At 68.3% G+C, this 13,794-nt stretch carries 10 protein-coding genes and 1 pseudogene; 4 read left to right on the forward strand and 7 right to left on the reverse strand.

What is annotated here, in order from left to right; translation table 11 throughout:
- Positions 1–32 precede the first annotated feature (32 nt).
- Positions 33–1,964 carry an ATP-binding cassette domain-containing protein gene (locus tag HMPREF3115_RS19830; protein ID WP_070555698.1) on the reverse strand — a complete coding sequence of 644 codons (1,932 nt, stop codon included), beginning with the start codon at positions 1,962–1,964 and terminating at the stop codon, positions 33–35.
- A 135-nt stretch (positions 1,965–2,099) separates the two neighbouring features.
- Here HMPREF3115_RS19830 and HMPREF3115_RS19835 point away from each other — a divergent pair, with 135 nt between their 5' ends.
- Positions 2,100–2,579, forward strand: coding sequence for a glutathione peroxidase (locus HMPREF3115_RS19835; protein WP_006402630.1), 480 nt, complete (start codon positions 2,100–2,102; stop codon positions 2,577–2,579).
- A gap of 37 nt (positions 2,580–2,616) precedes the next feature.
- Here the strand turns inward: HMPREF3115_RS19835 and cls are convergent, their stop codons facing one another.
- From cls to dapC, 6 genes are all read right to left on the reverse strand, one after another.
- Positions 2,617–4,056 carry a cardiolipin synthase gene (gene cls / locus HMPREF3115_RS19840; protein WP_070555700.1) on the reverse strand — a complete coding sequence of 480 codons (1,440 nt, stop codon included), beginning with the start codon at positions 4,054–4,056 and terminating at the stop codon, positions 2,617–2,619.
- 104 nt (positions 4,057–4,160) lie between these two features.
- Positions 4,161–5,069 carry a 50S ribosomal protein L3 N(5)-glutamine methyltransferase gene (prmB, locus tag HMPREF3115_RS19845; RefSeq protein ID WP_006402632.1) on the reverse strand — a complete coding sequence of 303 codons (909 nt, stop codon included), beginning with the start codon at positions 5,067–5,069 and terminating at the stop codon, positions 4,161–4,163.
- 11 nt (positions 5,070–5,080) lie between these two features.
- Complete coding sequence (gene dapE / locus HMPREF3115_RS19850) at positions 5,081–6,220, reverse strand: succinyl-diaminopimelate desuccinylase (protein ID WP_006407719.1); 1,140 nt, start codon at positions 6,218–6,220, stop codon at positions 5,081–5,083.
- A gap of 77 nt (positions 6,221–6,297) precedes the next feature.
- Positions 6,298–6,666 (reverse strand): ArsC family reductase, encoded by a 369-nt coding sequence (locus HMPREF3115_RS19855; protein ID WP_006402634.1) that lies wholly within the window; start codon positions 6,664–6,666, stop codon positions 6,298–6,300.
- Positions 6,666–7,493: a 2,3,4,5-tetrahydropyridine-2,6-dicarboxylate N-succinyltransferase gene (dapD, locus tag HMPREF3115_RS19860; protein ID WP_006402635.1), complete on the reverse strand. Its 828-nt coding sequence runs from the start codon at positions 7,491–7,493 to the stop codon at positions 6,666–6,668. Before dapD ends, HMPREF3115_RS19855 begins: the two co-directional genes overlap by 1 nt.
- Before the next feature lie 45 nt (positions 7,494–7,538).
- Positions 7,539–8,771, reverse strand: coding sequence for a succinyldiaminopimelate transaminase (gene dapC / locus HMPREF3115_RS19865; protein WP_070555702.1), 1,233 nt, complete (start codon positions 8,769–8,771; stop codon positions 7,539–7,541).
- A 153-nt stretch (positions 8,772–8,924) separates the two neighbouring features.
- Here dapC and HMPREF3115_RS19870 point away from each other — a divergent pair, with 153 nt between their 5' ends.
- The 3 genes and pseudogenes from HMPREF3115_RS19870 to HMPREF3115_RS19880 form a co-directional block, all read left to right on the forward strand.
- Complete coding sequence (locus tag HMPREF3115_RS19870) at positions 8,925–9,866, forward strand: DMT family transporter (protein ID WP_006407716.1); 942 nt, start codon at positions 8,925–8,927, stop codon at positions 9,864–9,866.
- Positions 9,867–10,004: 138 nt separating this feature from the next.
- On the forward strand, positions 10,005–13,517 hold the full coding sequence (gene smc / locus HMPREF3115_RS19875) for a chromosome segregation protein SMC (protein WP_012467647.1): 3,513 nt from the start codon (positions 10,005–10,007) through the stop codon (positions 13,515–13,517).
- An 82-nt stretch (positions 13,518–13,599) separates the two neighbouring features.
- Positions 13,600–13,794: pseudogene (locus tag HMPREF3115_RS19880) on the forward strand (cell division protein FtsZ); the annotation flags it as partial.

Raw genomic sequence — 13,794 nt, forward strand, 5'->3', positions numbered from 1 at the left:
GCGGCGCGCCGCCGGCCGGCGGCGCGCCGCGTTCAGCCGATCTGCTCGAGTTCTTCCTGCGCGGCGAGCCAGTCCGCCTCGATCGCTTCGAGCCGCGCATTGACGTCGCCGAGCTTGCGGATTGCATCGGTCAGCTCGGCCTTTCGCGCGGCCTCGTAGCTCGCCGGATCGGCGACGAACGCATCGAGGCGCGCCTTCTCCGCGTGCAGCGTCTCCATTTCCTTCTCGAGCTTCGTGATGCGCGTCTGCAGCGGCTTCTTCAGTTGCGATAGACGCTGCCGCTCCTCGGCCGCCTGACGCTTCTGGTCCTTGCGGTTCACGGCCGGCGCCGCGCCCGATGCGGCGGCACCTTCCGCCTTCGCGGCCGCGCGTTGTTCGGCCGCATGCTGGAGCAGCCAGTCGCGGTAATCGTCGAGATCGCCGTCGAACGGCTGCAGCCGGTGCTTCGCGACGAGCATGAACTGGTCGGTCGTCGCGCGCAGCAGGTGACGATCGTGCGAGACGAGAATCAGCGTGCCCTCGAACTGTGCGAGCGCCATCGTCAGCGCATGACGCGTCTCGAGATCGAGGTGGTTCGTCGGTTCGTCGAGCAGCAGCAGGTTCGGCTTCTGCCAGATGATCAGCGCGAGCGCGAGGCGCGCCTTCTCGCCGCCCGAGAACGGGCCGACCGCGCTCGTCGCCATGTCGCCCGAGAAGTTGAAGCCGCCGAGGAAGTCGCGCAGTTCCTGCTCGCGCGTGTCGGGCGCGAGTCGCGCAAGATGCGCGAGCGGCGAATCGTCCTCGCGCAGCGTCTCGAGCTGGTGCTGCGCGAAATAGCCGATCGTCAGCCCCTTGCCTTCGCGCACGTGCCCGGACAGCGGCGCGAGCGTGCCGGCCAGCGTCTTGATCAGCGTCGACTTGCCCTGGCCGTTCGCGCCGAGCAGGCCGATGCGCTGCCCGTTCTGGATCGACAGCGTCACGCGCTCGACGATCGGAATCTCGGTGCCGTCGTCCGCACGGTAGCCGCAGCGCACGTCTTCCATCAACATCATCGGGTTCGGCGCCGCATCCGGCGTGCGGAACTCGAACGTGAACGGCGACGCGACGTGCGCGGGCGCGATCAGCTCCATCTTTTCGAGCGCCTTCATCCGGCTCTGCGCCTGGCGTGCCTTGGTCGCCTTCGCCTTGAAGCGGTCGATGAAGCTCTGCAGGTGCGCGACTGTCTTCTGCTGCTTCTCGTACGCGCTCTGCTGCAGCGCGAGCTGCTGCGCACGCAGCACTTCGAATTGCGAATAGTTGCCGCCGTAGCGCTTGATCTGCCGATTCTCGAGATGCAGCGTGACGTTGCAGATCGAGTCGAGAAATTCGCGGTCGTGCGAGATCACGACGAGCGTGCCGGGATAGCGGTGCAGCCAGTCTTCGAGCCAGACGATTGCGTCGAGATCGAGGTGGTTGGTCGGCTCGTCGAGCAGCAGCAGATCGGACCGGCACATCAGCGCCTGCGCGAGATTCAGCCGCATCCGCCAGCCGCCGGAGAAGCTGGCGACCGGCTCGCGCGTTTGCGCGAGCGTGAAGCCGAGACCGAGCAGCAGCGCTTCCGCACGCGCGGGCGCGGTGTAGCCGTCGGCGTCCGCGAACGCCGCGTGCGCTTCGGCTTCGGCCGCGCCATCATGGGCGGCCGAGGCAGCGGCGATGCGTGCCTCGATCTCGCGCAACGCGGCGTCGCCGTCGAGCGTGTAGTCGAGCGCGGAGCGATCGACGGCGGGCGTTTCCTGCGACACGTGCGCGATCCGCCACGACGGCGGCATCGAGAAATCGCCGGCGTCGGCGTGCAGCTCGCCGCGCAGGACCGCGAACAGCGTCGACTTGCCGGCGCCGTTCGCGCCGATCAGGCCGGCTTTCTCGCCGGGATTGAGCACGAACGAGGCCGAGTCGAACAGCGGCTTGGTGCCGCGCGCAAGGCTGAACTGATTGAAACGGATCACGGCGGAAATGACTGGCCAAAACCGCTATTCTAGACTGCGCACCGTTCGCGCACGCATCGGCCGTCCGGCCAATGTCGCGACGGCCCGATTTGCCGTAGCATTCACGTCGGTCCGGTTTCGTCAAAGGAGTACCCGATGTCTTCCCTGTATACATTCAGCGCCGACACGCTGGCCGGTGTGCCGAGCACGCTCGATGTCTATCGCGGCAAGGTGCTCCTGATCGTCAATACCGCGAGCGAGTGCGGTTTCACGCCGCAGTACGCGGGGCTGCAGAAGCTGTACGAACGCTACGCGGCGCGCGGCTTTTTCGTGCTCGGCTTTCCCTGCAACCAGTTCGGCAAGCAGGAGCCGGGCGACGCCGAGCAGATCGGCGCCTTCTGCGAGCGCAATTACGGCGTCACGTTTCCGATATTCGCGAAGATCGACGTGAAGGGTCCGAACGCGCATCCGCTGTATCGCTATCTGACCGACGAGTCGCCCGGCATCTTCGGCCTGAAGGCGATCAAGTGGAACTTCACGAAATTCCTGATCGATCGCGACGGGCGCATCGTGAAGCGCTACGCGCCTTCGACAAAGCCTGAGGACATCGCCGCGGATATCGAAAAGCTGCTCTGACACGCGGCGCGCCGGCATCGGGCACGCGGGCCGACGGCTACAGGATCGGCGCGAACAGCCGCGCGACGTGCATCGCGATGCGCCGCCAAGCGGGCGACTGCCGGTACTCGCTCGTATCGACCTCGTAGGACTGCGCGAAGTCCGCGGCGAGCATTGCGGCCACTTCATCGGCGAACGCGCGGTCGATCGTCAGCACCATGATCTCGAAGTTCAGCCGGAACGAGCGGTTGTCGAGATTGGCGCTGCCGATCGCCGCGGCGACGCGGTCGATCAGCACGACCTTCTGATGCAGGAATCCCGGGCGGTAGCGGAACACCTTGACGCCGGCATCGAGGAGGTCGCGCGCGTACAGCTTCGACGCCTCGAACACGACGTAGTGATCGCGGCGGCTCGGGATCAGGATGCGTACGTCGACGCCGCGCATCACCGCGAGCTTCAGCGCCGCGACGACGGCCTCGTCGGGTACGAGGTACGGCGTGGTGATCCAGACGCGCTCGCGCGCCGCGTTGATCGCCTCGACAAAGAACAGCGAGCCGGTTTCCTGCTTGTCGGCCGGGCCCATCGGCACCGCGAGGCAATGCATGTCGTCGTCCGGCAGCGCGGCTGGCGGCCCGGCGAGTGACGGCAGCGTCTGTGTCGCCCAGTGCCAGTCTTCGGCGAACACGTACTGGATGCTCGCGACGGCCGGCCCGCGTATCTCGATGTGCGTGTCGCGCCACGGCGACAGGCGCGGGTTGCCGCCGAGATACTCGACGCCGACGTTGTGTCCGCCGACGAACGCGCGAGTGCCGTCGACGACGACGATCTTGCGGTGATTGCGGAAGTTGAGCTGGAAGCGGTTGACGAACTTGCGATGCGTCGCGAACGGATGGACTTCGACGCCGCCGCGCCGCAGCGCGTCGACGTAGCTGCGCGGCAGGTCGAAGCTGCCGATGCTGTCGTACAGCAGATAGCAGCGCACGCCGGCCGCGGCGCGCGCGAGCAGTGCGTCGCGCAGCATCTGGCCGAGCGCATCGTCGCGCACGATGAAGAACTGGACGATCACGTAGTCGCGCGCGGCGTCGATCGCCGAGAGAATCGCCGCGAAGGTTGCGTCGCCGTTCACCAGCGTGCGCACCGAATTGCCGCCGACGAACGGCATGCCGCCGAGCCGCCTGAGTGCGAGTACCGCAGCCTGGCCGAGCGCATCGGCCGCCGGCCGGTCGCCCGCGTTCGCGTCGAGCCACGGCGCGCGCGGTGTGTGCGTGCGCAACGCTTCGGTTTCGTGGCGGCGGGCGTCGACGTAGCCGGAGAACTTGCTGCGGCCGAGAAACAGATAGGGGATCAGCGTGAGGTACGGCATCGCGGCGAGCGAGACCGCCCATGCGATGGCGCCTTGCGACGTCCGCGTGTTCAGGATCGCGTGGAAGGCCGCGACGATCCCGAGCACGTGAATGGCCAGGATCAGTGTGCCGAGGTGTAGCCAGTCGAGGGTCATGGGCGCGTGACGGACTCCTGAAGTCGTGCGGCGCGGCGGCCGCGTACGCGCATCTTACCCAAGGGGGCGGCGCAGCGGGTTGCCGCGCCGCCTGCATCGCCGGTTCAGCCCTTGCGGGGGAGGTCGGCCGCCTGGATCAGGAACACGTTGTCGTCGCCCGCGCTGGTCGGCAGCCACGTGAGCTCGAGCCCGCCGAACGCCGCTTCGACATGCTCGCGTTCGTTGCCGATCTCGACGACCAGCACGCCGTCGTCGTGCAGCCAGTTGTGCGCCTCGGCGACGATACGCCGCACGATATCCATGCCGTCGTCGCCGCCCGCGAGCGCCATCTCGGGCTCATGGCGGTATTCGGGCGGCAGCTTCGCCATCGAGGCCGCGTTGACATACGGCGGGTTCGTCAGGATCACGTCGTAGCGCGCGTCGGGCTGCGCGCGGAATGCCGGCAGCGGCGCATACAGATCGCCGCGGTGCAGCGTGATCCGGTCTTCGAGGCCGTAGTCGCGCACGTTGATCTGCGCGACTTCGAGCGCGTCGGCCGACAGATCGACCGCGTCGATTTCGGCGTTCGGGAACGCGCTCGCCGCGAGGATCGCGAGGCAGCCCGAGCCCGTGCAGAGCTCGAGTACCGCGCCGACCTGCTCGGGATCGGCGACGTACGGCTGCAGCCCGTCGTCGAGCAGCTCGCCGATGAACGAACGCGGCACGATCACGCGCTCGTCGACGTAGAAGCGGTGGCCGTGCATCCACGCTTCGCGTGTCAGATAGGCGGCCGGCACGCGCTCGGTCGCGCGTCGCTCGATCACCGCGAGCACGGCCGCGATTTCGTCGGGCAGCAGCCGCGCGTCGAGGAACGGTTCGAGCGTGTCGAGCGGCAGGTCGAGCGTATGCAGCACGAGATACGCGGCTTCGTCATACGCGTTGTCCGAGCCGTGGCCGAACGCGAGCTTGGCTTTCGAGAAGCGCGTGACCGCGTAGCGCAGCAGGTCGCGCACGGTGGCAAAAGGGGTCGTCATGCGAGGCTCCGTCAGGCGATCAGTTGTTCAAGCACGCGGCGGTACACGTTCTTCAGCGGCTCGACGAAGCGCACCTCGATATGCTCGTCGATCTTGTGGATGCTGCCGTTCGGCGGACCGAACTCGATCACCTGCGGGCAGATGCGCGCGATGAAGCGGCCGTCGGACGTGCCGCCCGTGGTCGACAGCTCGGTCGTGAGGCCCGTCTCCGCGCGGATCGCGTGCTCGAGCGCATTCGACAGCTCGCCGCGCGGCGTGAGAAACGGCAGGCCGCTCACCGTCCACTTCAGCGTGTAGTCGAGCCGGTGCTTGTCGAGGATCGCGTGCACGCGTGCCTGCAGGCCTTCGACGGTGCTCGCGGTCGAGAAGCGGAAGTTGAACAGCAGATCCGCGTGGCCGGGGATCACGTTCGTCGCGCCCGTGCCGGCACGCAGGTTCGACACCTGCCAGGTGGTCGGCGGGAAGTATTCGTTGCCTTCGTCCCACTGCTCGGCGGCGAGTTCGGCGAGCGCCGGCGCGAGCAGGTGGATCGGGTTCTTCGCGAGGTGCGGATACGCGATGTGGCCTTGCACGCCCTTGACGATCAGCTCGCCGGACATCGAGCCGCGGCGCCCGTTCTTCACGACGTCGCCGAGCTCGGCGGTCGACGTCGGCTCGCCGACGATGCAGTAGTCGAGGCGCTCGCCGCGCGACTCGAGCAGTTCGACGACCTTCACGGTGCCGTCGGTGGCCGGGCCTTCTTCGTCGCTCGTGATCAGGAACGCGATCGCGCCGCGGTGGTCGGGATGCGCGGCGACGAATTCCTCGGCGGCGACGACGAACGCCGCGAGCGAGGTCTTCATGTCGGCGGCGCCGCGGCCGTACAGCTTGCCGTCGCGATGGGCGGGGACGAACGGCGGCGACGTCCACTGCTCGAGCGGGCCGGTCGGCACGACGTCGGTGTGGCCCGCGAACGCGAGCAGCTTGCCGTCGCGGCCGTCGGTGCCGCGCTTGACGGCCCACAGGTTGGTCACGCCGTGCGATGCGACGGTCTCGCAATCGAAACCGAGCGCGGCGAGGCGCTCGGTCATGATCTGCTGGCAATGCTGGTCGTCGGGCGTGACGGAGGCGCGCGCGATCAGTTGTTCGGTAAGGGCTAGGGTGGCGGACATGGTTCGGACCACTTTCGATAAAAAATGCCGGCGCGGTGGCCGGCAGCGATGAGACGTCGCGCGCTGCGCCGGCGGCGCTACGCGGCGAACAGCGCCGCGTACTGATCGGCCGCGAAGCCGACCGATTTCACGCGGCCGTCGACGACCAGCACCGGCCGCTTGATGACCGACGGCTTGTGGATCATCAGCGCGACGGCGCCGGCCTGCGTGTCGGCGGCGGCCTTCATGGCGTCGTCGAGCGCGCGCCAGGTCGTGCCGCGCTTGTTGACGAGCGTGTCGAGCGGCACGTCCTTCAGCCAGTCCTCGATCAGCGGCGCGCTGACGCCGGCTTTCTTGAAGTCGTGGAATTCGAACGCGACGCCGTGTTCGTCGAGCCACACGCGGGCTTTCTTCACGGTGTCGCAGTTCGGAATGCCGTAGACGACCACGGTGCGCGGCCTGGCCATCAGTCGCCTCGCAGCAGCTCGTTCAGGCCGACCTTCGCGCGCGTCTTCGCGTCGACCTTCTTCACGATCACGGCGCAGTAGAGGCTGTGCGAGCCGTCCTTCGACGGCAGGTTGCCCGCGACGACGACCGAGCCGGCCGGAATGCGGCCGTAGCTGATTTCACCCGTCTCGCGATCGTAGATCTTGGTGCTCTGGCCGAGATACACGCCCATCGAGATCACCGAGTTTTCCTCGACGATCACGCCTTCGACGACTTCCGAACGTGCGCCGATGAAGCAGTTGTCCTCGATGATGACCGGGTTCGCCTGCAGCGGCTCGAGCACGCCGCCGATGCCGACGCCGCCCGACAGGTGCACGTTCTTGCCGATCTGCGCGCACGAGCCGACGGTCGCCCACGTGTCGACCATCGTGCCTTCGTCGACGTATGCGCCGATGTTCGTGTACGACGGCATCAGCACGACGTTCTTCGCGATGAACGAACCGCGGCGCGCGATGGCCGGCGGCACGACGCGGAAGCCGCCCGCGGCGAAATCCTCGGCCGTGTAGTTCGCGAACTTCGACGGCACCTTGTCGTAGAACTGCGAATAGCCGCCGGCCGGCATCGGCGCGTTGTCCTCCAGGCGGAACGACAGCAGCACGGCTTTCTTCAGCCACTGGTGCACGGTCCAGTTGCCGTCGATTTTCTCGGCGACGCGCAGCGCACCTTTGTCGAGTTGCTCGATCGCATGAGCGACGGCCTCGCGGACTTCGGCGGGCGCGGCCTTCGGCGACAGTTCCGCACGGTTTTCCCAGGCGTTATCGATGATTTGCTGAAGTTGTTGCGACATGTTCGTTTTCGCAGGAGATGGATGGAATTGATCGGGATGGACGTCTTACTGCGCGATGCCGCGGCAGAAATCGACGATGCGTTGCGCGCCCTCGACGCATTCGGGGGTGCCCGCGACGAGCGCGATCCGGATGAAATCGCGGCCCGGGTTCGTGCCGTGCGCGTCGCGCGCGAGGTACGAGCCGGGCAGAACCGTCACATTATAGTCGGCGTACAGGCGGCGGGCGAACTCGGTGTCCGACAGGCCGGTGCGCGCGACGTTCGCCCACAGATAGAACGCGGCGTCCGGCAGCTTGACGTCGAGCACCTCGGCGAGCATCGGCGTCACGGTGTTGAACTTCTGCAGGTACAGCGCGCGGTTCTCGCGCACGTGCGCCTCGTCGTTCCATGCGGCGATGCTCGCGTGCTGCCACACGGGCGACAGCGCGGCGCCGTGGTACGTGCGGTACAGCAGGAATTTCTTCAGCAGCGCCGCGTCGCCGGCGACGAAGCCCGAGCGCATGCCGGGCACGTTCGAGCGCTTCGACAGGCTCGACAGCATCACGAGCCGCTCGAAGCCGCGGCCGAGGCGGTGCGCGGCCTCGAGGCCGCCGAGCGGCGGCGTCGCTTCGTCGAAGTAGATTTCCGAATAGCACTCGTCGGACGCGATCACGAAGCCGTGGCGATCGGACAGCGCGAACAGCTCGCGCCAGTCGTCGAGCGTCAGCACGGCGCCGGTCGGGTTGCCCGGCGAGCAGACGTAGAGCAACTGGGTGCGCGCCCAGACGTCGTCCGGCACGGCCGCGTAGTCGCAGGCGAAGTTGCGTGCCGGATCGCTGTTCGCGAAATAGGGCTCGGCGCCGGCCAGCAGCGCCGCCCCTTCGTAAATTTGATAGAACGGATTCGGACAGAGTACGATCGCTTTCTGCCCGCTTTCGGCCGGGCGGCTGTCGATCACCGTCTGCGCGAGCGAGAACAGCGCCTCGCGCGAGCCCGACACCGGCAGCACCTGCGTCGCCGCGTCGACGGCCGGTAGCCCGTAGCGGCGCTCGAGCCAGCGCGCGATCGACGTGCGCAGCGCGTCCGAGCCGGCCGTGGCCGGATAGGCGGCGAGGCCGTCGAGCGCGGCCACGGCCGCGTCGCGGATCAGCGCGGGCGTCGGGTGCTTGGGCTCGCCGATGCCGAAGCTGATCGGTTTGAGGCCGGCAGGGGGCGTCACGTCCTTGAACAGGGCGCGCAGCTTTTCGAAGGGATAGGGCTGGAGCGAGTCGAGTCGAGGGTTCACGGGCGAAGCGGCCATCGCGGCCGGTTGGAGCGAAAGGAGCGGCGGCGCGCCGCGACGGCGAACGGACGCCGGCGGCGCGCGTCGCAACGGACGATTATAGCGTGACGAAATCCGGTCACGGGCGGCCCGCGGGGCGGCCCGGCGGTACGAACGAAGGGTATCGAAACAATGAACAACGCGGTACGCGGCAGCCTGCCGACACTCGCGATCCTGATCGGCGCATCGGTGTGGGGCGTGATCTGGTATCCGCTGCGCATCCTCGCGTCGCTCGGCGTGACGGGCACGCTCGCGAGCGCGCTGACGAGCGTCGTCGCGTTCCTGTTCGTGATCGTCGCGCGGCGCAGCGCGATCGCGACGCTGCGCTGGCACTGGGTGCTGCCCGGCATCGCGCTGACGGCCGGCGTGACCAATCTCGGCTTCGTGTGGGGCACGATCCACGGCGAGGTGCTGCGCGTGATGCTGCTGTTCTACCTGACGCCGGCCTGGACCGCGATCTACGCGCACTTCCTGCTGCGCGAACGGCTGACCTGGGCCGGCGCGGGACTCGCCGCGCTGTCGATCGGCGGCGCGATGCTGATGCTGTGGTCGCCGCGGCTCGGACTGCCGCTGCCGGCCAATCCGGCCGAATGGGCGGGCCTCGCGGCCGGCCTGAGCTTCGCGATGAGCAACGTGCTCGTCATCAAGGCGAGCCGCGAGCTGCCGTCGATGCGCGCGGAGATGCGTACCGCGACGCTGTTCGGCGGCGCGGCCGCGTTCGGTGCGATCGCGTCGCTGTTCGAGGGGCTGCCGCCGGTGCCGGCGAGCGGCGCGCTCGGGGTCGCGGCGCTGATCGTCGTCGCGATCGGCGTGACGATGGCCGCGAACAACCTGCTCGTGCAGTACGGCCTCGCGCGCGTGCCGGCCAACCGCGCATCGATCATCATGCTGTTCGAGATCGTGATCACCGCGCTGTCCGCGTGGGTGTTCGCGAACGAGCTGCCCACCGCGAGGGAGTGGGCCGGCGGCGCGTGCATCGTGCTCGCGACGCTGCTGTCGAGCCGCGTCCACCGTGCGGCGCCCGCGCAGGATAAACCCGGCGACGGGCAGAACGGCGCGCGCGCGATGGTATGATTGAAGCCGTTTGCGGGGCCTGGCGCTTGAGTGCGCGGCCCCGTTTTTGAATTCCGGGGGTGCGTGCGCGCCAGGGCTGACAGCCCCCGCGCCGCGCGCCGCTGTTCGTTTCACCTCTTCTTCACATCCGATACCGCCGTGCGTCTGAGCTCGATCAAACTCGCTGGCTTCAAATCCTTCGTCGATCCCACGCATTTTCAGGTTCCGGGCCAGCTCGTCGGCGTGGTGGGCCCGAACGGATGCGGCAAATCCAACATCATCGACGCCGTGCGCTGGGTGCTCGGCGAGTCGCGCGCCTCCGAGCTGCGCGGCGAGTCGATGCAGGACGTGATCTTCAACGGCTCGACGACCCGCAAGCCCGGCAGCCGGGCGAGCGTCGAGCTGATCTTCGACAACTCCGACGGCCGCGCGGCAGGCCAGTGGGGCCAGTACGGCGAGATCGCCGTGAAGCGCGTGCTTACGCGCGACGGCACGTCGAGCTACTACATCAACAACCTGCCGGCGCGCCGCCGCGACATCCAGGACATCTTCCTCGGCACCGGCCTCGGCCCGCGAGCGTACGCGATCATCGGGCAGGGGATGATCGCGCGGATCATCGAGGCGAAGCCCGAAGAGCTGCGCGTGTTCCTCGAGGAAGCCGCGGGCGTGTCGAAGTACAAGGAGCGCCGCCGCGAGACCGAGAACCGGCTGCACGACACGCGCGAGAACCTGACGCGCGTCGAGGACATCATCCGCGAACTCGCGGCGAACCTCGAGAAGCTCGAGGCGCAGGCCGTCGTCGCGACGAAGTACAAGGAGCTCGTCGCCGAAGGCGAGGAGAAGCAGCGCCTGCTGTGGCTGCTGCGCAAGAACGAGGCCGCGGCCGAGCAGCAGAAGCAGCAGCGCGCGATCGAGCAGGCGCAGATCGACCTCGAAGCGCAGACCGCCAAGCTGCGCGAAGTCGAATCGCAGCTCGAGACGCTGCGCGTCGCGCACTATGCCGCGAGCGACGCGATGCAGGGCGCGCAGGGCGCGCTCTACGAGGCGAATGCCGAAGTGAGCCGCCTCGAGGCCGAGATCAAGTTCATCGTCGAATCGCGCAACCGCGTGCAGGCGCAGATCGCCGCGCTGAACGCGCAGCGCGAGCAATGGCGCGCGCAGGCCGAGAAGGCGCAGGACGAGCTCGAGGAAGCCGAAGAAGCGCGCGCGATCGCCGACGAGAAGGCCGCGCTCGCGGAGGACGAAGCCGCCGCGAAGCACGATGCGCTGCCGGCGCTCGAAGCGAAGTGGCGCGACGCGCAGGCGCAGCTCAACGACGAGCGCGCGCGCATCGCCCAGACCGAACAATCGCTGAAACTCGAGGCCGCGCACCAGCGCAACGCCGATCAGCAGCTGCAGCAGCTGCAGCAGCGTCACGAGCGGCTGAAGGCCGAGGCCAGCGGGCTCGATGCGCCGGACGAGGCGCAGCTCGAGGAGCTGCGCATGCAGCTCGCCGAGCAGGAGGAAATTCTGGCCGAAGCGCAGGCGCGGCTTGCCGATGCGCAGGAAACGGTGCCGCGTCTGGACGCCGAGCGCCGCGCCGCGCAGGAGCGCGTGCAGGCCGAAAGCGCGCAGATCCACCAGCTCGAGGCGCGGCTTGCCGCGCTGAAGCAGCTGCAGGAAAACGTGCAGACCGAAGGCAAGGTGCAGCCGTGGCTCGACAAGCACGAGCTCGGCGCGCTGCCGCGGCTCTGGAAGAAGCTGCATGTCGAACCCGGCTGGGAAGCGGCGCTCGAAGCGGTGCTGCGCGAGCGGCTCGCGGCACTCGAAGTGTCGAATCTCGACTGGGTGAAGGCGTTCGCCACCGACGCGCCGCCCGCCAAGCTCGCGTTCTACGCGCCGCCGCCCGCCGGCGAGCCGCCGGCGCCGGCAGCGGGGCTGAAGCCCGTGCTGTCGCTCGTGCGCATCGACGACGCCGGCATCCGCGCCGTGCTCAACGACTGGCTCGGCAACGTGTACGTCGCCGACGACGTCGCCCAGGCGCTCGCCGCGCGTGCGCAGCTGCCTGCCGGCGGCGCGTTCGTCGTGAAGGCCGGGCACATCGTCACGCGCGTCGGCGTGCAGTTGTACGCGGCCGACTCCGAGCAGGCCGGGATGCTCGCGCGCCAGCAGGAAATCGAGAACCTGACGCGTCAGGTGCGCGCACAGGCGCTGCTCGCCGACGAGGCGCGCACCGCGGCCGTGCGCGCGGAAGCCGCGCATACGCAGGCGACGCAGGCGCTCGGCGACGTGCGCGCGCAGGCCGAGCGCGCGACGCAGCGCGTGCATGCGCTGCAACTGGACGTGCTGAAGCTCGCGCAGGCGCACGAGCGTTATACGCAACGCAGCACGCAGATCCGCGAGGAACTCGAGGAGATCGGCGCGCAGATCGACGAGCAGCGCGCATTGCGCGCGGAGTCGGAAGCGAATTTCGAGCGCTTCGACGGCGAGCTCGCGGAGCTGCAGGCGCGCTTCGAGGACAACCAGCTCGCGTTCGAGGCGCTCGACGAGTCGCTGACGCACGCGCGTCAGGAGGCGCGCGATCTCGAGCGCGGCGCGAACGACGCGCGCTTCGCGGCCCGCAACGCGGTGACGCGGATCGACGAGCTCAAGCGCAGCATCCAGGTCGCGCACGAACAGAGCGAGCGCGTCGCCGCCTCGCTGGAGGACGCGCGCGCCGAGCTCGAGACGATCAACGAACAAACCGCGCACACCGGGCTGCAGGACGCGCTCGAAATCCGTGCGGTGAAGGAAGCCGCGCTGCAGGCGGCGCGCATCGAGCTCGACGATCTGACCGCGAAGCTGCGCGCGATGGACGAGCAGCGTCTCGTCGCCGAGCGTTCGCTGCAGCCGCTGCGCGACCGCATCACCGAGCTGCAGCTGAAGGAGCAGGCCGCGCGCCTGTCCGTGGAGCAGTTCGCGGAGCAGCTGGCGGCGGCCGAGGTCGACGAGGAAGCGCTGCGCGACAAGCTGACGCCGGATCTGAAGCCGTCGTATCTGCAGGGCGAAGTCACGCGGCTGAACAACGCGATCAATGCGCTCGGCCCCGTCAACATGGCGGCGCTCGACGAGCTGAAGGCAGCGAGCGAGCGCAAGGTGTTCCTCGATGCGCAATCGGCGGACCTGACCGACGCGATCACGACGCTCGAGGACGCGATCCACAAGATCGACCAGGAAACGCGCACGTTGCTGCAGGGAACCTTCGACGAGGTCAACCGTCATTTCAGCGATCTGTTCCCGCGCCTGTTCGGCGGCGGCCAGGCGAAGCTGATCATGACGGGCGACGAGATTCTCGACGCCGGCGTGCAGGTGATGGCGCAGCCGCCCGGCAAGAAGAACGCGACGATTCACCTGCTGTCGGGCGGCGAGAAGGCGCTGACGGCCACCGCGCTCGTGTTCGCGATGTTCCAGCTGAATCCGGCGCCGTTCTGTCTGCTCGACGAGGTCGACGCGCCGCTCGACGACGCGAACACCGAGCGTTTCGCGAATCTGGTGCGCGCGATGTCGGACAAGACGCAGTTCCTGTTCATCTCGCACAACAAGATCGCGATGGAAATGGCGCAGCAGCTGATCGGCGTGACGATGCAGGAGCAGGGCGTGTCGCGGATCGTCGCGGTGGACATGGAAACCGCCGCCGGTTTTGCCCAGAATTGACGTTTGACCAAACCGGACCGGGCGCGCGGCGCATGGGCGCCCGCTCGCGGTTCGACGTAAAAGAATTGCTGATGGAGCGTGCATGGACGAGTTGACACTCGGTTTGATCGGCGCGGGCGCCGTCGTGGTGGGCGGCGTCGTGGTCTACAACGCGTGGCAGGGGGCAAAGGTGCGGCGCAGGATGCCGCGTCCGATGCCGGAAGAGACGGCCGAGGCGATCGGCCGCCCCGAGCGCGACGACGAGCTGCCGTTCATCGAGCCGGTCCGGCAGCCCGTG

It is taken from the genome of Burkholderia sp. HMSC10F09 (assembly GCF_001806955.1).
In the GTDB taxonomy this organism is placed as follows: Bacteria; Pseudomonadota; Gammaproteobacteria; order Burkholderiales; family Burkholderiaceae; genus Burkholderia; species Burkholderia multivorans.

Bases quoted from the DNA above. Each gene is read 5' to 3' on its own strand.
- HMPREF3115_RS19835 (WP_006402630.1), top strand. From the start codon at position 2,100: ATGTCTTCCCTGTATACATTCAGCGCCGACACGCTGGCCGGTGTGCCG.
- cls (WP_070555700.1), bottom strand. From the start codon at position 4,056: ATGACCCTCGACTGGCTACACCTCGGCACACTGATCCTGGCCATTCAC.
- prmB (WP_006402632.1), bottom strand. From the start codon at position 5,069: ATGACGACCCCTTTTGCCACCGTGCGCGACCTGCTGCGCTACGCGGTC.
- dapE (WP_006407719.1), bottom strand. From the start codon at position 6,220: ATGTCCGCCACCCTAGCCCTTACCGAACAACTGATCGCGCGCGCCTCC.
- HMPREF3115_RS19855 (WP_006402634.1), bottom strand. From the start codon at position 6,666: ATGGCCAGGCCGCGCACCGTGGTCGTCTACGGCATTCCGAACTGCGAC.
- dapD (WP_006402635.1), bottom strand. From the start codon at position 7,493: ATGTCGCAACAACTTCAGCAAATCATCGATAACGCCTGGGAAAACCGT.
- dapC (WP_070555702.1), bottom strand. From the start codon at position 8,771: ATGGCCGCTTCGCCCGTGAACCCTCGACTCGACTCGCTCCAGCCCTAT.
- HMPREF3115_RS19870 (WP_006407716.1), top strand. From the start codon at position 8,925: ATGAACAACGCGGTACGCGGCAGCCTGCCGACACTCGCGATCCTGATC.